At 67.3% G+C, this 17,615-nt stretch carries 17 protein-coding genes and 2 tRNA genes; 14 read left to right on the top strand and 5 right to left on the bottom strand.

Going from position 1 to position 17,615, the window contains the following annotated elements:
• Positions 1–110 precede the first annotated feature (110 nt).
• The 11 genes from J7U37_RS01280 to J7U37_RS01230 all read left to right on the top strand — a co-directional run bounded on the left by J7U37_RS01280 (position 111) and on the right by J7U37_RS01230 (position 9,910).
• Positions 111–1,988: a M3 family oligoendopeptidase gene (locus tag J7U37_RS01280; protein WP_247634575.1), complete on the top strand. Its 1,878-nt coding sequence runs from the start codon at positions 111–113 to the stop codon at positions 1,986–1,988.
• 80 nt (positions 1,989–2,068) lie between these two features.
• Positions 2,069–2,293, top strand: a complete 225-nt coding sequence (locus J7U37_RS01275) for an AbrB family transcriptional regulator (protein WP_247634574.1) — start codon at positions 2,069–2,071, stop codon at positions 2,291–2,293.
• Positions 2,290–2,676 (top strand): type II toxin-antitoxin system death-on-curing family toxin, encoded by a 387-nt coding sequence (locus J7U37_RS01270; protein WP_247634573.1) that lies wholly within the window; start codon positions 2,290–2,292, stop codon positions 2,674–2,676. Before J7U37_RS01275 ends, J7U37_RS01270 begins: the two co-directional genes overlap by 4 nt.
• A 95-nt stretch (positions 2,677–2,771) precedes the next feature.
• Entirely contained in the window at positions 2,772–4,136 is a 1,365-nt protein-coding gene (locus tag J7U37_RS01265) for an AarF/ABC1/UbiB kinase family protein (protein ID WP_247634572.1), read from the top strand.
• Positions 4,137–4,321: 185 nt separating this feature from the next.
• The gene (locus tag J7U37_RS01260; protein ID WP_056180837.1) at positions 4,322–4,615 is read left to right on the top strand and encodes an aa3-type cytochrome c oxidase subunit IV; all 294 of its coding nucleotides are present in this window, start codon (positions 4,322–4,324) and stop codon (positions 4,613–4,615) included.
• Between the two features lie 66 nt (positions 4,616–4,681).
• Positions 4,682–5,821 (top strand): Re/Si-specific NAD(P)(+) transhydrogenase subunit alpha, encoded by a 1,140-nt coding sequence (locus J7U37_RS01255; RefSeq protein ID WP_056481295.1) that lies wholly within the window; start codon positions 4,682–4,684, stop codon positions 5,819–5,821.
• A gap of 17 nt (positions 5,822–5,838) precedes the next feature.
• Complete coding sequence (locus J7U37_RS01250) at positions 5,839–6,288, top strand: proton-translocating transhydrogenase family protein (protein ID WP_056180833.1); 450 nt, start codon at positions 5,839–5,841, stop codon at positions 6,286–6,288.
• Positions 6,289–6,291: 3 nt separating this feature from the next.
• A complete protein-coding gene (locus J7U37_RS01245; protein WP_056180830.1) occupies positions 6,292–7,692 on the top strand; it encodes an NAD(P)(+) transhydrogenase (Re/Si-specific) subunit beta in 1,401 nt (466 codons plus the stop codon).
• A gap of 102 nt (positions 7,693–7,794) precedes the next feature.
• A complete protein-coding gene (recJ, locus tag J7U37_RS01240; protein WP_247634571.1) occupies positions 7,795–9,615 on the top strand; it encodes a single-stranded-DNA-specific exonuclease RecJ in 1,821 nt (606 codons plus the stop codon).
• 68 nt (positions 9,616–9,683) lie between these two features.
• A tRNA-Tyr gene (locus J7U37_RS01235) sits at positions 9,684–9,767 on the top strand.
• 69 nt (positions 9,768–9,836) lie between these two features.
• Positions 9,837–9,910: transfer RNA gene (locus tag J7U37_RS01230), tRNA-Gly, on the top strand.
• Between the two features lie 290 nt (positions 9,911–10,200).
• Here J7U37_RS01230 and J7U37_RS01225 read toward each other — a convergent pair.
• Positions 10,201–10,458 carry a hypothetical protein gene (locus tag J7U37_RS01225; RefSeq protein WP_247634570.1) on the bottom strand — a complete coding sequence of 86 codons (258 nt, stop codon included), beginning with the start codon at positions 10,456–10,458 and terminating at the stop codon, positions 10,201–10,203.
• Between the two features lie 347 nt (positions 10,459–10,805).
• Here J7U37_RS01225 and J7U37_RS01220 point away from each other — a divergent pair, with 347 nt between their 5' ends.
• The 3 genes from J7U37_RS01220 (at position 10,806) to J7U37_RS01210 (ending at position 13,390) form a co-directional block, all read left to right on the top strand.
• Positions 10,806–11,180 (top strand): hypothetical protein, encoded by a 375-nt coding sequence (locus J7U37_RS01220; protein WP_247634569.1) that lies wholly within the window; start codon positions 10,806–10,808, stop codon positions 11,178–11,180.
• Between the two features lie 324 nt (positions 11,181–11,504).
• Complete coding sequence (locus tag J7U37_RS01215) at positions 11,505–13,007, top strand: oligosaccharide flippase family protein (protein ID WP_247634568.1); 1,503 nt, start codon at positions 11,505–11,507, stop codon at positions 13,005–13,007.
• A 218-nt stretch (positions 13,008–13,225) separates the two neighbouring features.
• Positions 13,226–13,390: a hypothetical protein gene (locus J7U37_RS01210; RefSeq protein WP_247634567.1), complete on the top strand. Its 165-nt coding sequence runs from the start codon at positions 13,226–13,228 to the stop codon at positions 13,388–13,390.
• A 279-nt stretch (positions 13,391–13,669) separates the two neighbouring features.
• On the opposite strand, the gene J7U37_RS01205 is transcribed toward J7U37_RS01210, so the two are convergent.
• The 4 genes from J7U37_RS01205 to J7U37_RS01190 form a co-directional block, all read right to left on the bottom strand.
• Positions 13,670–14,353 carry a class I SAM-dependent methyltransferase gene (locus J7U37_RS01205; protein ID WP_247634566.1) on the bottom strand — a complete coding sequence of 228 codons (684 nt, stop codon included), beginning with the start codon at positions 14,351–14,353 and terminating at the stop codon, positions 13,670–13,672.
• A gap of 59 nt (positions 14,354–14,412) precedes the next feature.
• Complete coding sequence (locus J7U37_RS01200) at positions 14,413–15,477, bottom strand: glycosyltransferase (protein ID WP_247634565.1); 1,065 nt, start codon at positions 15,475–15,477, stop codon at positions 14,413–14,415.
• Positions 15,474–16,418, bottom strand: coding sequence for a galactosyltransferase-related protein (locus tag J7U37_RS01195; protein ID WP_247634564.1), 945 nt, complete (start codon positions 16,416–16,418; stop codon positions 15,474–15,476). The genes J7U37_RS01200 and J7U37_RS01195 overlap by 4 nt, the downstream gene beginning before the upstream one ends.
• A 62-nt stretch (positions 16,419–16,480) precedes the next feature.
• Complete coding sequence (locus J7U37_RS01190; protein WP_247634563.1) at positions 16,481–17,614, bottom strand: glycosyltransferase; 1,134 nt, start codon at positions 17,612–17,614, stop codon at positions 16,481–16,483.
• Between the last annotated feature and the right edge of the window lies 1 nt (position 17,615).

Here is a 17,615-nt window from a genome sequence, read left to right as displayed (position 1 = left end):
CAAGCGGCAGGATTCTCCTCACGCCGGATTGATCGCGCCCGCCGGGCGCTCGATATCAGCGCCTGGCACCGTCGAGTCGCCCAGGTCGTGTCGCGAAGAAAGAAACCATCATGCCGAGCCGAGCCGTCGCCCATGCCAGCCTGTCGGGCATCGTCGCGAATGCGGAAGGGGCCAGCGCGGCGCGGGCCGCCGCCCACGCAGCCGATCTCGGCGTGCTGCCCGAATGGGACCTGACCGACCTCTACGCGGGCATCGACGCCCCCGACTTCACCGCCGATCTCGCCCGCGCGGAGGTCGACTGCGCCCGGTTCTCGGAGCGCTATGCCGGCCGTCTCGCCGCGATGGCCTCCGCCCCCGACGCGTCGGCCCAGCTCGCCGAGGCGGTGGCGGCCTACGAGGGCATCGAGGACCTGCTCGGCCGGCTGATGTCGTTCGCGGGCCTCGTCTATTCCGGCGACACCACCGATGAGCGCCGGGAGAAGTTCTACGGCGACACCCAGGAGCGCCTGACCACGGCCTCCAGCCATCTCCTGTTCTTCGCCCTGGAGCTGAACCGGATTCCGGATGCGGAGATGGACCGGGCGATGGCCGACGGACCGCTGGCGCATTACGCGCCGTGGATCGAGGACCTGCGCCGGGAGAAGCCGTTCCAGCTCGACGACCGCACCGAGAAGCTGTTCCTCGAAAAATCCGTCACCGGCCGCTCGGCCTGGAACCGGCTCTTCGACGGCACGATCGCGTCGCTGCGCTTCCCCGTCCAGGGCGAGCAGCTGACCCTGGAGCCCACCCTCAACAAGCTCCAGGACCCGGACGGCACCGTGCGCAAGGAAGCCGCGGGCGCGCTCAGCGACGTCTTCCGGGCGAACCTGCGCACCTTCACGCTGATCACCAACACGCTGGCCAAGGACAAGGAGATCTCGGACCGCTGGCGCGGCTTCGCCGACGTGGCCGATGCCCGCCACCTGTCGAACCGCGTCGAGCCGGAGGTGGTCGCCGCGATGGTGGAGGCGGTGCAGGCGGCCTATCCGCGCCTGTCGCACCGCTATTATCGCCTGAAGGCCCGGTGGTTCGGCGTCGAGGCGCTGCCGTATTGGGACCGCAACGCGCCGCTGCCGAAGGTGGAACAGCGCACCATCCCGTGGACCGAGGCCCGCGACACCGTGCTGAACGCCTACGGGGCGTTCTCGCCGCGCATGGCCGACATCGCCCGCACCTTCTTCGACCGCAACTGGATCGACGCGCCGACCCGGCCCGGCAAGGCGCCGGGCGCCTTCGCGCACCCGACCGTCCCCTCGGCCCACCCCTACGTGCTGGTCAATTACCAGGGCAAGCCGCGCGACGTGATGACCCTCGCGCACGAGCTCGGGCACGGCGTGCACCAGGTGCTCGCGGGCCCGAACGGCGCCTTGATGGCGCCGACGCCCCTGACCCTGGCTGAGACCGCCAGCGTGTTCGGCGAGATGTTGACCTTCCGCCGCCTGCTCGCGGCGACCTCCAGCGTCTCGCAGCGCCGGGCGATGCTGGCCGCCAAGGTCGAGGATATGATCAACACGGTGGTGCGCCAGATCGCGTTCTACGCCTTCGAGCGCAAGGTCCACCTCGCCCGGGCGCAGGGCGAGCTGACCGCCGAGAGGATCAACGGCCTGTGGATGTCGGTGCAGGCCGAGAGCCTCGGCCCGGCCATCGCCCTGGATCCGGGCTACGAGCCGTTCTGGGCCTACATCCCGCACTTCATCCACTCACCGTTCTACGTCTACGCCTACGCCTTCGGCGATTGCCTGGTGAACTCGCTTTACGGCGTCTACGCCAAAGCCGAGGACGGTTTCGTCGAGCGCTACTTCGCCCTGCTGTCGGCGGGAGGTGCCAAGCCCTACGGCGAACTCCTCGCCCCGTTCGGCCTGGACGCCCGCGATCCGGGCTTCTGGCAGATCGGCCTGTCGATGATCGAGGGCATGATCGTCGAGCTGGAAGGAATGGAAGACGCCTAACGCCGCTTAGCTCTCGGCGCTTGACGCTGGACGATCTCCGCCTCCCGTTGTACGCTTCGTACAACGGGAGGCGGTTCGCGATGAAGCTTGAAGTCAAGAAGATCGGCAATTCGACCGGGCTGATCCTGCCGAAGGAGCTGATGGCAAAGCTCAACCTGTCCCAGGGCCAGTGGCTTCACGTCACCGAGATGCCGGATGGTGGCGTGCGACTGACGCCATACGATCCTGAGTTCGATCGTGCGATGGCATTGGTCGACGTTATCATGGACGAATACAAAGACACGCTGCGTACGCTCGCCCAATGACCGAGCCTCGCTGGCTGACCTCCGAGGAGGTCAAGATCGCCCATGAGCGACAACTCGCGCGCTTCGGTGGACCGACAGGACTCCGTGACGAGAATGCCTTAGAATCCGCCTTGGAGCGACCAGCCAATCGGTGGCGCTACGAGGACGGAGATCTCGCTTCGCTCGCGGCTGCCTATGCTTTCGGTCTGGCACGAAACCATGCGTTCATCGATGGAAACAAGCGAATTGCGTTTGTGGCGATGATTCTTTTTCTCCGCCTGAACGCGATTCCCTTCCAGCCGGATCCCGCCGAGGCCACCGCCGTGATCCTCGGCCTCGCCGCCGGCGAGATCGACGAGGCCGGGCTCACCCGCTGGATTCGCGACAACTGGCCGGAGGCGTAAGCGCGGGTCCGCGACCCATGAGCCCGCCGCCCTGGCAAGCGCGGGCGGCGCGCTTATCTCGGGAGGAGCCTCTCCCGACGAGTTGAATGATTCCGATGAGCGAGATCGATCGCGAAGCCAACCGCTTTTCCGCCCGTGCCGGCCGCTATGCCCGCGTCGGGGCCAATGTCGGCGGGGTCGCGGCGCGGATGGCCGGCGCCAAGCTGTTCGGCGGCAAGGAGGCCCCGACCAACGCGGCCGCCCTGGCCCAAGCTCTCGGCGGGCTCAAGGGGCCGATCATGAAGGTGGCCCAACTCCTCGCCACCGTGCCGGATCTGCTGCCGCCGGAATACGCCACCGAACTGCAGAAGCTGCAGGCCGATGCGCCGCCCATGGGCGCGGCTTTCGTCAAGCGCCGGATGATGGCCGAACTCGGGGCCGACTGGCAGTCGCGCTTCCAGGACTTCGACCTGAAGCCCGCGGCTGCCGCCTCACTGGGCCAAGTCCATCGGGCGACGGCCCTCGACGGCACCCGGCTCGCCTGCAAGCTCCAGTATCCCGACATGCAGTCGGCCGTCGAGGCCGACCTGAAGCAGCTCGAGATCGCCTTCGCCCTGCATCGGCGCATGTCGTCCTGGCTCGACACGCGCGAAATCGCCAAGGAGATCGGTGCCCGCGTGCGCGAGGAGCTCGATTACGAGCGCGAGGCCAAGCACGCCGTGCTGTACGGCAACGTCCTGCGCGACGTCGATGCCGTGCGGGTGCCGCCCATCCACAAGGATCTGTCGACGAAGCGCCTGCTGACGCTGGGCTGGCTCGACGGCGAGCGCATCCTGAACTTCGCCGACTCGCCGGTGGAGATCCGCAACCGCCTCGCGCGGTCCATGTTCAAGGCCTGGTGGCATCCGTTCAGCCGGGCCGCCGTGATCCACGGCGATCCCCATCTCGGCAACTACACGGTGTTCTCGGAAGGCGGCGAGGCACAGGGTATCAACCTGCTCGATTACGGCTGCGTCCGCATCTTCCATCCGCGCTTCGTCGGCGGCGTGGTGGATCTCTACCGAGGCCTCCTGACCAACGACAATGCCCGTATCGTCCACGCTTATGAAACCTGGGGCTTCAAGAACCTCAACAAGGAACTGGTCGAGATCCTCAACATCTGGGCCCGCTTTATCTATGGACCGATCCTGGAGGATCGCACACGCACCGTCGCGGACGGCGTGAAGCCGGGCGAATACGGCCGGCGCCAGGCCTTCGAGGTGCATCAGGCGCTCAAGGCCCGTGGTCCTGTCACAATCCCGCAGGAATTCGTCTTCATGGATCGGGCGGCCGTCGGGCTCGGCGCCGTGTTCCTTCACCTGCGCTCGGAGCTGAACTACCACCGGTTGTTCGAAGCCGAGATCGACAAGTTCTCGCTTGCGGAACTCGAGACGCGCCAGAGCGAGGCCTTGACCAGAGCCGGGCTCGGGCTTCCGACCTGAACTGCGACCTGAACTGCGACCTGAATTGATGGTGCAGCGCAAAGGTGCTTGGCCGGCTTGAAAGCGCGGCCATAAAAAGGCGTTCGTGGCGAATGCGGGGCACGCATCTCGATTGCGAGCGACCTTGGCATGCGCTAAATCCCCTTGGAACAAATCAAGATGATACCCAAGGGGACGCCCACAAGATGGCCGATACCAAGACCGTGACCGGCGTGCATTACAGCCCGGCAATGGACGAGAAGACTCACGAGCAGACCTATCGCGGCTTCGTTCGTTTCGTCGAAATCGGCACCGGCGTGGTGCTGTGCTGGGTCCTCGCTCTCGCCATCGGCGGCATTCGCGAAGCGTGGCTGACCGCGATCTTCGGCGTGATCCTGTCCGGCGTCGCCGGCACCGTCGGCGCCCTGGCACCCGCCATCGGTTACAAGGCCCCGGCCGCCGTCGGCATCCTGCTGCTGCTGTACCTCTTCTTCGCCTGAACAACCTTGAATCTCTGACTGACTTTGCGGGTCGCCTTCGGGCCGTCCTTTAAGGAGCACTCCTGCATGCGCATCGCTGTATTGTCCGAAACCGATCCCGCGGAGCCGCGGGTCGCGGCGGTGCCAGAAACGGTCAAGAAATTCATCGGGCTCGGAGCCGACGTGACCGTCCAGTCCGGCGCCGGCCTGAAGGCCGGCGTGCCGGACGCCGACTACGAGGCCGCCGGAGCCTCCGTGGCCGGATCGGCCTCCGAAGCCGCCGGGTCCGCCGACCTCGTGCTCAAGGTGCGTCGTCCCTCGACCGAGGAGATCGCCCTGTTGCCGCGCGGCGCCACGGTCATCGCCATCATGGATCCGTACGGCCACGAGGCCGAACTCGGGGCCATGGCGGAAGCCGGTCTCGATGCCTTCGCCATGGAGCTGATGCCCCGCATCACCCGCGCGCAGGTGATGGACGTGCTGTCGTCCCAGGCCAATCTCGCGGGCTACCGCGCCGTGGTGGACGGCGCCTCCGAGTATGGCCGCGCCATGCCGATGATGATGACCGCCGCCGGGACCGTGCCGGCCGCCCGCGTCTTCGTCATGGGCGTCGGCGTCGCCGGTCTCCAGGCCATCGCCACGGCGCGCCGGATGGGCGCGGTGGTCACCGCCACCGACGTGCGCCCGGCCACCAAGGAGCAGGTCGAATCCCTCGGCGCGAAGTTCGTCGCCGTGGAGGACGAGGAGTTCAAGCAGGCCGAGACCTCGGGCGGATACGCCAAGGAGATGTCGGCCGAGTACAAGAAGAAGCAGGCCGACCTCGTCACCACCCACATCGCCAAGCAGGACATCGTCATCACCACGGCGCTGATTCCGGGGCGTCCGGCCCCGCAGCTGGTGTCGGCGGCGATGGTCGCCTCGATGAAGCCCGGCTCCGTCCTGATCGACCTGGCGGTGGAGCGCGGCGGCAACGTCGAGGGTGCCAAGCCCGGCGAAGTCGTGGTGACCGACAAGGGGGTGAAGATCGTCGGCCACCTCAACGTGGCCGGCCGTCTCGCGGCGACGGCCTCCAGCCTCTACGCGCGCAACCTCTATGCCTTCGTCGAGACCCTGGTCGACAAGGACGCCAAGGCTCTGGCGGTTAAATGGGACGATGAACTCGTCAAGGCGACGAACCTGACCCGTGACGGCCAGGTCTCGCACCCCTCGTTCCAGACCCAATCCTGATCCCGCCGGAGGATACGATGGCTATGCTTCCCCCCGATCAGGCCGCCGAGCAGGCGCGCGCCGCCGCCGCCGCGGCCCGAACCGCTGCCGACATCGCGCAGCAGCACGCGCTCCAGGCCCAGAAATACGCAGACGGCATCGGCCACGGCCTCAGCGCCGTGACCCACGGCGCCGTCGACCCGACAGTGTTCCAGCTCGCGATCTTCGTGCTGGCGATCCTGGTCGGCTACTACGTGGTGTGGTCGGTCACGCCCGCCCTGCACACGCCGCTAATGTCGGTGACCAACGCGATCTCCTCGGTGATCATCGTCGGCGCGCTCCTGGCCGCCGGCGTTCCCTACATCGAGCACGGCACCGGCTGGGCCCGCTTCTTCGGCTTCGTCGGCATCATCCTCGCCAGCGTGAACATCTTCGGCGGGTTCCTCGTCACCCAGCGCATGCTCGGCATGTACAAGAAGAAGGCCTGAGACATGTCCCAGAACGTCTCATCCCTTCTCTACATCGTTTCCGGCGTCCTGTTCATCATGGCGCTGCGGGGCCTGTCCCACCCGACCACGTCGCGGCAGGGCAACCTGTACGGCATGATCGGCATGGGTCTCGCCATGCTCACCACCCTGGTCGGCCATCCGCCGGCCGGGCTCGGCGCATGGGTCATCGTCATCCTGGGCCTCGCCATCGGCGGCGGTGCCGGCGCGATCATCGCCAAGCGCGTGCCCATGACGGCGATGCCGCAACTCGTGGCCGCCTTCCACTCCCTCGTCGGCCTCGCGGCCGTGATGGGCGCGGCGGCGACGCTCTACGCACCGCAGGCGGTGGGCATCCTCGAGAACGGCCACATCCACAAGGAGTCGCTGTTCGAGATGGCCCTCGGCGTCGCCATCGGCGCCATCACCTTCACGGGCTCGGTCATCGCGTTCCTGAAGCTCGACGGCCGCATGTCGGGCAAGCCGATCATGCTACCCCAGCGCCACCTCATCAATATCGGCCTCGGCATCGCCCTGGTGGTGCTGATCGCGATCTTCATCGGCAACGAAAGCAAGGCGGTCTTCTGGCTGATCGTGCTGCTGTCCTTCGCGCTCGGCGGCCTGCTCATCATCCCGATCGGCGGCGCCGACATGCCCGTCGTCGTGTCGATGCTGAACTCCTACTCGGGCTGGGCCGCAGCCGGTATCGGCTTCACCCTGGGCAACCTCGCGCTCATCATCACGGGTGCGCTGGTCGGCTCGTCCGGTGCGATCCTGTCCTACATCATGTGCAAGGCGATGAACCGCTCGTTCATCTCCGTGATCCTCGGCGGCTTCGGCGGTGATGCCGCGGCGGCCGGCGCGGGCGGCGCGGTGGAGACCCGTCCGGTCAAGCAGGGCTCGGCCGACGACGCCGCCTACATCATGAAGAACGCCGAGCGCGTCATCATCGTGCCGGGCTACGGCATGGCGGTGGCCCAGGCCCAGCACAGCCTTCGCGAGATGGTCGACATGCTCAAGAAGGAAGGCGTGGACGTGAAATACGCGATCCACCCGGTTGCGGGTCGCATGCCCGGCCACATGAACGTGCTGCTCGCCGAGGCGAACGTGCCCTACGACGAGGTCTTCGAGCTCGAGGACATCAACGGCGAGTTCCCGCAGGCCGACGTGGCCTTCGTGATCGGCGCCAACGACGTCACCAACCCGGCCGCCAAGACCGACAAGGCCTCGCCGATCTACGGGATGCCGATCCTGGACGTGGAGAAGGCCAAGACCGTGCTCTTCATCAAGCGTGGCATGGGCTCCGGCTATGCCGGCGTCGAGAATGAGGTCTTCTTCCGCGACAACACCATGATGCTGTTCGGCGACGCCAAGAAGGTGGTCGACCAGATCCTCAAGAACCTCTGAAACGCGGCGGGTCGGACGACCCGCCCGCGAAACCGAGGGGCCGGCGCGCGATCGCCGGCTCCTTTGTCGTTTCGGATGCAGCCGTGCGGCCCGGTTGCGGCTATGCTCCGGCCCGTGTCAGCCGCCCATGCCCTCGACGCGCCCCGCGCGTTCCTCGACGTCACCCGCTCGGTCCTCGGGCGGCCCTGGCGCGACCGCTGCGCCGATCCGGCGCTCCAGGCCTACGCCGCCACCATGGTGCAGGCGCACGCCCTGCCGGAGATGCTCGCCCGCGTCCTTGCCGGGCGCGGCATCCGTCCGGCCGAGGCCGAGGCCCACCTGCACCCGCGCCTGCGCGACCTGATGCCGGACCCCGACTGCCTGGTCGACATGCCGGCGGCGACGGACCGCCTCGCCCGCGCGGTCATGGCCGGCGAGCGGGTCGCGATCTTCGGCGACTACGACGTCGACGGTGCGGCCAGCGCCGCCTTGCTCGCCGGATACCTGCGCGGCCTCGGCCTCACCGTCCAGATCCACATCCCCGACCGGATCACCGAGGGCTACGGCCCCAACGTCGCCGCCGTCACCGCTCTGCACGCGGCCGGCGCCACCCTGCTGGTCACGGTCGATTGCGGGACCAGCGGCCACGCGCCCCTCGAAGCCGCCGCGGCGCTCGGCCTCGACGTCGTTGTGCTCGACCACCATGGCGCGCCCGAGCAACTGCCGCCGGCCTGCGCCCTGGTCAATCCGAACCGCCTCGACGACCTGTCGGGGCTCGGCCACCTCTGCGCCGCCGGCGTCGTCTTCCTCACCCTCGTGGCGCTGAACCGGCGCCTGCGCGGGCAGGAAGGTCTTGTCGGCTCGCTGCCCGACCTCGCCGAATCCCTCGATCTCGTCGCCCTCGCCACGGTGGCGGACGTGGTTCCGCTCGCCGGCCTCAACCGCGCCTTAGTGGTCCAGGGCCTCAAGGTGATGCGGGCGCGCGGACGGGTCGGCCTCGCGGCCCTGCTCGATGCCGCGTCCCTGAGCGAGCCGCCGGAGGCCTGGCATCTCGGCTACCTCGTCGGGCCGCGCATCAATGCCGGCGGGCGCATCGGCGACGCTGCCCTCGGGGCAACCCTGCTGACCACCGCCGACCCGGCGGAGGCCGCCCGGATCGCCGCCGATCTCGACCGGCTCAATCGCGAGCGCCAAGCCATAGAGGCTCAGGCCGTCGCGGCCGCGGAGGCGGAGATGGATCATGCCCTGAGCCTCGACCCGGAGCGGCCCGTCCTGGTCGCGGCCTCGGCCGACTGGCATCCCGGCATCGTCGGGCTGATCGCGGCCCGCCTCAAGGAGCGCTTCGGCCGCCCGGCCTTCGCCTTCGCCCTGCGCCCGGACGGGACCGCGACCGGCTCCGGGCGCTCGATCGCCGGGGCCGACCTCGGTCAGGCCGTGCGGTCGGCGGTGGAGGCCGGCTTGGCTCTCAAGGGCGGCGGCCACACCATGGCGGCGGGCGTCACCCTGCCGGGCTTCGACGTGAGCCGCTTCGGCGACCATCTTGCCGGCGCCCTGGCCGTTACCGTGGCGGAGGCCCGGTCCGTGGAGGCGCTGCTGGTGGACGGGGCGATGAGCGCGGGCGGCGTGACCGCCGAGCTGGTCCGGACGATCCACCGGGCGGGGCCGTTCGGTTCGGCGGCGCCCGAACCCACCTTCGTCCTGGCGCGCCACCGCATCGTCGATGCAGCCATCGTGGGCAACGGGCACGTCCGGGCCCGCCTGCGCAGCCGCGATGGCCAAGCCATCGGCGCCATCGCGTTCCGGGCGGCGCAGGGCCCGCTCGGACAGGCGATCCTCTCGGGACTCGGCCGCGAGGTCCATATCGCCGGCACGCTGTCGGTCGATACCTGGCGCGGGGCCGAACGGGCGCAGATGCGGATCTGCGATCTCGCGCATTTCGCGTGAGCGACGCGGTTGACTCGGACCCGACCCGTCATCATAAGGACGGCGCGCCGCCGGAAGGCGGCCGGTTTGGGGGAATGTCCCGAGCGGCAAAGGGGGCGGACTGTAAATCCGCTGCGTAAGCTTCGTAGGTTCGAGTCCTACTTCCCCCACCAAACCTGTCGAGATCCAGTCCCAATCCGGGCTGTCTCGAACCTCGCTGATCGGCTCGTCTGGTCATCGATGCGGGTGTAGCTCAATGGTAGAGCAGCAGCCTTCCAAGCTGAATACCCGGGTTCGATTCCCGGTACCCGCTCCACATCCCCTTGTTCCCGACGAAACCGTGATGATCCAAACCGGGCGACGAGGTTTGCGCATGATTGCCTGCGCTCCACGCCGGACAGCATCCTGCACGCGTGGTCGCGGGTTGCCCCGACCATAGCCGGGATCGGGAGTACCCGGCGTAACGCGTCCCTCGCGGTTAAACCGCCTTGAGATGCCATCGCAGCGGCAGCGCAACCGCCGTGAGGCAGGCGATGCCGCCCGCCGGAAGCGCCACGAACCAGCCGACGCAGCGCGCGGCATCGTGACGGGTAATGATTACGCCCCTCAATGGTAGCCCAGCGCGTCGGCGGTGACCTTGCCGCGGAACAGCCAGGAGACGTGAGCGGCGTGCTCCAGGATCGCCGGCGGGAGCACGATCGTCCCGCCGAGGAGGACGCGCTGGCTGCTCGGGTGGGTGGCCGCCATAGGACAGCAGGAATGAGCCGAGCCGACCCAGGAACGGCATGACGTCGTCGCGCCGTAGGTGTTGGCGCCGTCATGGTCGCCGATGACGGATTGAGGTGGCGCGACAAGTCCGGCCATCTCCGAGGTGCGGTGCAGCCCGTCGCCGGCATTCGCACTCGAGTCCCGGCACCATCCAGATGCGATCTCAGGCGCGACGATCCCGAGACATGGCACGTCCTGCCCCGATGTCTCGACATCTGGAAGCCGGTGCGGGCTCGACCGACGCACGGAAGCTGCCATCGCGATGCCCTTTTCGATGCAATCGAACGACACTGCGACCGCAGATTTCGAGTGCTGGGAAGAAAGCGCGAATTAATCATAGCCGACATTGCGTAGTTTAATATCGGAACAAACCCCAATGGCGGCCTTGTCATAGTTGTGGCGCTTCGTGCATTCTCCGATGACTAAATCAGATGGAGGATCACATGCCCGAATCGGCATTGTTTCAGGGCGAATACAGTGAAGCGAACGGGCAGATCAATCATACATTTCTGCTTGTCGAGACCTTCGACTTGATTGATGCACGTGCGAAGATCGCGCAGCTCAAGCGGGCGGTCGAATGGATGCGTGAGGCGGCAGCCAAGGTCTGCGAAGAAGAAGTCTTTGTCCTTGCGCCACAGGCGGCATGTGAGTGGGGCGTGATCACCTCCACTGAAGAAAGTCGGCGCGTCCAGAAGCTTTGCGACGCGATTCGAGCCCTGCCGCTTCCCCTATCGGACGATAGCAGTTCCCACGAAGGCGCCCAGAGGGTCGTCCTGGTCGAGGGAACATCGAACACCTTGAGCGTCGATCGTCTCTAAGCTGTTGGCTCAGAACTCCGCCTGCGGGACATGCATCCTCAGCAAGGGCTTGCGCTCGTCCTGCCAGGGCTGAGCGGCATGCGATATCGTCAGCGCGAAGCGTCTGGCGCTTCCCCCCGATCTCTCCGGCCGACAACGGATCGAGGCCAGCAATCCCTTCGCGTCTCCGTCGGGCGCACGGTTCGCGATGACAGAAGTCCCGCGGAGGTCGCGACCCCTGCGCCACGGCCAATGATCCGACAGAAACACCGGCCTAGCGGTTCATCATTGTCCAAACCGAACCCGCACGAACTTTGCTCCGACGAGTAGGCTAGGATCGAGACCTTGGCACAGGACCGCGAATCGACATTTTTCGGGACGATCTGGCTCGTCGGATCCAACCTTTTTCGACTCGGGATGGCCTTTGCTCTCATTCCTGTCCTGACGCGGCTCCTGTCACCTGAAGATTACGGGCTCTTCAATCTCGTCTTTCCGCTGATCATCACTCTCACCTGCGCTGCGGATCTTGGATTCTCTCCTGTCCTCGTACGATCCGTGTCGAAGAATCCAGCGCAGGAAACGACGGTTCTTCTCATCAGTATTCTCGGTGGCGCCGTTATCTCGCTCATCTTGTTCGCCAGCAGCGAAGCGATCGAACGGCGGATGGGCCAGCCGGGCCTGAGCGTTCTTCTGCGAGAATGTACGATCGTTCTGGTGCTCGGCGCAGTCTGCAGCGCGCCCTTCGCTCGCTTGCAGCGGGAAGGGAAGATGCTTGGTTTTGCGATCGGCGACGTTGCGGGCGTCGTTCTCGGCGGCGTGGTGGCGATCGTCGCGGCCTGGAATGGTGCCGGCGTTCAGAGCTTGGTGCTTCAGCAAGCCGTTTCGATTATCGCGCGCTTATCGATCGCCGTGTTTATCGGAAAATTCGAAGTCGTTCTTGCCCTCGATAAAGAGTTTATTTCCAGGAACGCCAAGTTTGCTTTCTATGCCTTCAATTCGATTGCGATGAATGTCATCACGAAGAGCGTCGACAGCCTGCTGATCGGATTCCTGCATGGGGCATATGCCCTGGGCCTCTATAGCATTACGATGCAAGTCGTCCGGCTCCCCGAGTCCTTGGTAGTCGGTCCGATTTACACGACATTGCTGCCGGCGTTTTCCCGCGCGGTCAGGGAACGTCGGGATTTCGTGAATCTCTACACGGCCTCGATGTTCCTCGTTTTCTCCTTTTGCCTCTCGGCGCTGTGTGGGATCGGCCTCGTCTCAGCGGATATCGTGGCGCTCTTTCTGGGTTCGAAGTGGGAAGGTGCAGCGCCGATCCTGATGGTGCTCATCATCTATGCGTTCGGAAATTGCATCAACGTCGTTCAGCAGGCGGCTCTCCTGGGCTTGGAGAACGCGAAAATCCCGTTTCAGATCTCATGTTTTTCGACGATTGGGGTCGTTGTTGGGATCTTGGTCGGATCACAGTGGGGCGTTCTCGGAGCGGTGATCGGGGTAAGTCTGTCGAATCTCGCCACCGGCTTGGCAATGATGGTTGCCGTGTGTCGCCTCCTGAAAATATCGACCTCGACAGTTTTGCGGCAGTCCGTCTTGCCTCTCGCTGCGGCAGTCACGATGGCCATGTCGATCGTGATCTCGCGAGACCTGCTGCTCGCAGTCGATCCCGTCGTCAGGCTTGGAAGCTTGATATCGATCGGGAGTTCGGTCTTTATCTCGGTCTATCTTCTCGGGGGCGGGTATACAAAGCTGCAGATGGCACTCGGAGCTTTACGGATCAGAGGTGAGATACCCGGCCATATCGACGTCGACGGATCTTCTCCCTCTCTGAGGCCTGCGGGCTCGTAACACGGCTTGTGCAGGGCAATCGGAGGGCCGGGATTCAGCGCCCCGATTTGGGGCCTTATCCCTGAGATCGGCGCGTTCCCGAGCCACGGGGCGGTCGAGCCGAGTGGCTATCCGAGCGCTTTGCCAGAGCCTGCCCGATGCCGGGACGGTGCTCGCTCCGTACGGGGTGCTGCAGGTCATCAGCCGCTCGCAACCAGAGCAGGGAGGGGCTGACGGTGGTGCCGAAGATCGCCAACGCAATGGTCAGGGTTGCTCCGCAGCCGTCGATAGGCGGCGATGTCCCATCCGAGCCCGGAGACGCGACGGGGGCAAACATCAACTTGCCACGAGAGGCAGACAACTTCCGCATCGGTGAATTCGGCAAGGCGATCTCGGGCGCGTAGGACCGCCCATTACCGCCGCCGCCAACGCACTGGTTCCGTCAGATCGAATCCCGTGACGACGCTCCCGGTCCGAACGCGCCTACGTGCGTTGGTCCGGCACTTGCGCCACGTTGCAGGCATCCGCCTGAAGCCGCCAATCCGCCAAGCGGTGGGCTTGGCAGAACAGGGTCCTCCCGGTCACGACGGCAGAGTCCCGCGACGGGGCCGAGACGTGGATCGAGGACCGAGGGGCGACGCGTCGCTGGCGCGATATCGTCCGGGCCGCTTCGATCCGACGCCTCAGGCTGCCTTGATCAGTTTGCATTTGCCCTCCTGGGACCAGGGTCCTTGGACGCGGACCTCTGTGCAGAAGGCGTCGACAGCACGGGTGACACCGGGGAACCGCCCACCGAGCCGGTCGTAATCGTCGGCGATCAGGAGGCCTCCCGGGCGCAGAACCGGCCACCACGCGCGGAGATCCGCCATCACGGACGCCTCCTCGTGACCGGCGTCGAGATGGATCACATCGGCCGCCACGCCGCGCAGACGCAGCAACTCGGCCGCGTTCACGGAATCCAGCGGAAGCGGCAGGATGCGGTCGGCCAGCCCTTCGCGCAGCACGTTGGCGAGGAAGGTCCGGTACAGGCTCGGATAGCCATGCTCGGTGACGAGTTCGCCGAACAGCGCTGGGTCGGCCCAATGGTCGACGGCGCCGAGCCAGGTGTCGACCGCGATGACCGTTCCGTCGACGCCGTGCGCCGCCATGGTCCGGGCCAGATTCAGGCTGCTCGCCCCCTTCCAGACGCCGATCTCCACGACCACGGCGGGGCGGAACTCGGTGATCGCCGCGTCGAGATAGGGATGGACGCTGCGCCAGCCCTGTAAGTCGAGGGGGCGCAGGTCGTCCGGTGGATTCGCGAACGGGTCGCGCCCGTGCCAGAGGGCATCGAGGAGGCGGTCGCGAGTGGTCGGGGGTTGGCTCATGAGGTCGGCTCGCGATGGAGGTTGCGCCGATCGGGGGGATCGGGCCTGAGGGATGGGGGTCAGCCGCGCGGCGCCCGCTTGGCCTGCGCGTAGAGGGCTTCGCAGCGCGACAGCCAGAGGTCGCGGGTGAACAGGCGCAGGACCCGTGCGTGCGGGACCATGCGCGGGATTGCGAGGGCCGCTACGACCGCCCCGGCGAGCGCCGGTCCGTCGCCATGGGGCGCAAGGCATCCCGCCTCGCCGACGACCTCCTCGGCGGCGCCGCAAGCGATCCCCGCCACGGGGACGCCGCAGGCCATGGCCTCGATCGCCACGAGGCCGAAGGGTTCGTCCCAGCAGGGCGTGAACAGGAAGACCGAGGCGCGGCCGATCTCGCGGGCCAGGGCGTCGCCGGCGAGGTGGCCGCCGTAGCGGACAGGGCCGCCGAGCCGTGGGGCGATCTGTGCGTCCCAATACGCCCGATCCTCGATCGGGCCGAACAGGGTCAGGGGGAGGCCGGCCTCTCGGGCCGCCGCCACCGCCCAATGCGGCCCTTTGACCGGCGCGATGCGCCCGGACCAGACCGCGCTGCCGTCGCCGCGCTCGCGATAGGGCCAGGCCGCCGGATCGACGCCGTTGTGGAGAACGGACACCCCTTCGGGCGGCGCATCGGGCCACCAGGCCCTGCCATGAGCCTCCGACGTCACGGTGATCCGGTGGCCGGGGACGAGGCTGTCCTGAACGAACCAGCGCAGGGCGTCGTACGGGGGCACGTGGAGCGACGTCACGGTCGGCACCGCGGCGAGGCGCCGGCGCTCCAGGGGCAGTCGGCTCAGGGAATTGTTGTGCAGCACGTCGAAACCGCCGGCCGCGATCCGGTCGCACGCTGCCGCGTAGCCGTCATCCACATGGGCGACGAGGCCGGAATCGGCCCGGTGCTCGCGCCCGGGGAAACTGCGCTCGTGATGCAGCGGGATCACCGGGTCGATGGTAAATCGCGGGTCGCTGTCCCCGGCGGCGAACAGGACGACTTCGTGTCCACGCGCCATCAATCCCTCGGCCAGGACCCAGGCATGGGCTTCCATGCCGCCCGCGAACGGCGGGGCCACCGGATGGCGCAGATGGGCGAGGAGGGCGATCCTCACGCGGTGCGCGCCTGCGTCGCCCCTTGCGACGATTCTTGCGACGCCCCTTGGGCTTCGAGGAAGCGGATGACGGAGGCCGCGTTGCTGTAGGGCTGGTGGCTCTGCTGGCCGGTCAGCGCAAGATCGCCGGCTTCGGGGCGGCGCAGGATTCGGATCGGCCGATCGGGGGTGTCGTCGATCAGGCCCATCACCTTGAACGCATAGAGCCAATGGCCCATCGTGCGGTATCCCCACTTGGCCTCGAACAGCTCCGCATTGCGCACCACGCTGTCGAGGTGGTGGACCGGAGGCATGTGGTGCGGATGGTACTGGTGATAGGCTAGTCCGCCCTTCATCCAGGCGATCGGGGTGCCCCGCTGGTCGAGGATCTTTCCGAAATCCGTGTCCTCGCCGCCGTAGCCCGTATAGCGCTCGTCGAAGCCGCCGGTGGCCAGGAAGGTGGCGCGCCGGATGGCGAAGTTGAGGGACCAAAAGCAGCGGTAATCCGGGCAGATCTCGAGGCCCGAGGCCGGGGGGCCGCGTCGATCGGAGTGGCGCTCGGCGACGCCCGCGAGGGTTTCATAGGTCCAGTCCCCCGTGGTGGCGCGCTCGGGCAGGTGAAGGACCTCGCCCATCAGCAGCCCGTCGAGCTCGCCAAGTCCCCGCGCATAGTCGGCGACCAGGTCGGGGGCCGGAATGCAGTCGACATCGAGGAAGACCACGGCGTCGCCCCCCGCCGCCGCGACGCCCTGGTTGCGGGCCGCCGCCAGGGGCAGTTCCGTGCCGGGTACCAGGATCTGGCGGACCGGAAAGCCGAATTCGGGCAGGTCGTACGGCGCGTCCTGCATCACCGCCACGATGATCTCGACGGGCTTCCGGGTCTGGCGCTCCAGGCCCAGGAGCTGGTTGCGCAGGTGGGCGGGCCGTCCCTTGGCCAGGGTCACGACGGAAACGGTGGACATGGGGCGGTCTGACTCCGGGAGATTTCGAGGGCCGAGAAAAGCAGGCGCGTGACGGGACGTGGTCAGCCGGCGACGACATCGAGCGCCGGGCGCTCCGTCGCCCCGCGCCAGAGGTCGTCGGTCAGGCCCTCGAGCCAGCCGGCGGCGCGGGCGGCCGCGTCCGGCGCGTAGAGGCTGCGCAGGGGACCCGTGTCGAGGCTGCGCGCCAGGGCGAGAAGGTCGCGCCAGCCCTGCAGGTCACCGGGCCAGACCGGGGCCTGAACGGCGGCGCCAAGCCGGACCAGGGCCTCGGCCTTGCGGGTCTGCTCACCGAAATAGCGCCATTCCGGCATCACGATCAGGCGCCCGCCTACGCGCGCCACCTCGTGGATGGTGTTGTCACCGGCCGACGCCACCACGATGTCGGCGGCGGCGAGGTAGTCGGTCACCGAAGGCACCCAGCCGAGTTCGCGCAGGTTGGAGAAGTCGGTCTCGTGGCCCTCGCGGTGGGTCGGCCCGAGGGTGAACCAGAGGGCGTCCGGGACCGCGCGGGCCGCCACCGTCAGGGGGGCGTAGGGCGTGCCGCTGCCGCCGCCGCCGGTCACCGCCACGACGATTTCACGCTCCGGATCGAGGCCGAGCTTCGCCCTCGCTTCCGCCCGACCCGGTACGCCGTCGACGCTGGTGCAGAGGCCGCCGCTGTAGAAGGTCTTGGCGCGCAGATGGGCCGGGTAGTCGTCCTGCTCCATACGCTCGTCGAAGGGTGCCAACATCCCGACGCAGGCCTCGTAGGCGCCGACATGGCCGATGTCGGAGCGGTCGCCATGCATGCGGATCTGCACCGCCGGCACGCTGGCGATGCGCGACAGCAGGGCGATCTCCGCCGAGACGTCGACCACGAACAGGCCGACGTCGCGCTCGTCGAGATGGTCGAGGATGCGCCGCATGGTCCGGCGCATCTCGGTCAGCCCGAGCGGTACGCAATGCATCACCTGCGGCGTCGGCTCGGCATAGAGGCGCACGGTCGGCACCCCGGCGCCGATCATGTTCGGGAGAGCCACGATCTCGATGTCGCGGGAAAACCCGTCGAACAGCTGCGGGCCGGCGGTGAGCACCGAGACCGGCCGGTCACGGGAGAACTCGGCCGCCACCGCCATCGTACGGTTGGCATGGCCCCGTCCCTGGTGATGGACGAAGAACGCGATGGGCTTCTTCATG

This window comes from Methylobacterium sp. 37f (assembly GCF_023093475.1).
Lineage (GTDB): Bacteria > Pseudomonadota > Alphaproteobacteria > Rhizobiales > Beijerinckiaceae > Methylobacterium.
The sequence above is the reverse complement of the archived record's forward strand: the minus strand, read 5'-3'. Positions and strand labels throughout refer to the sequence as shown.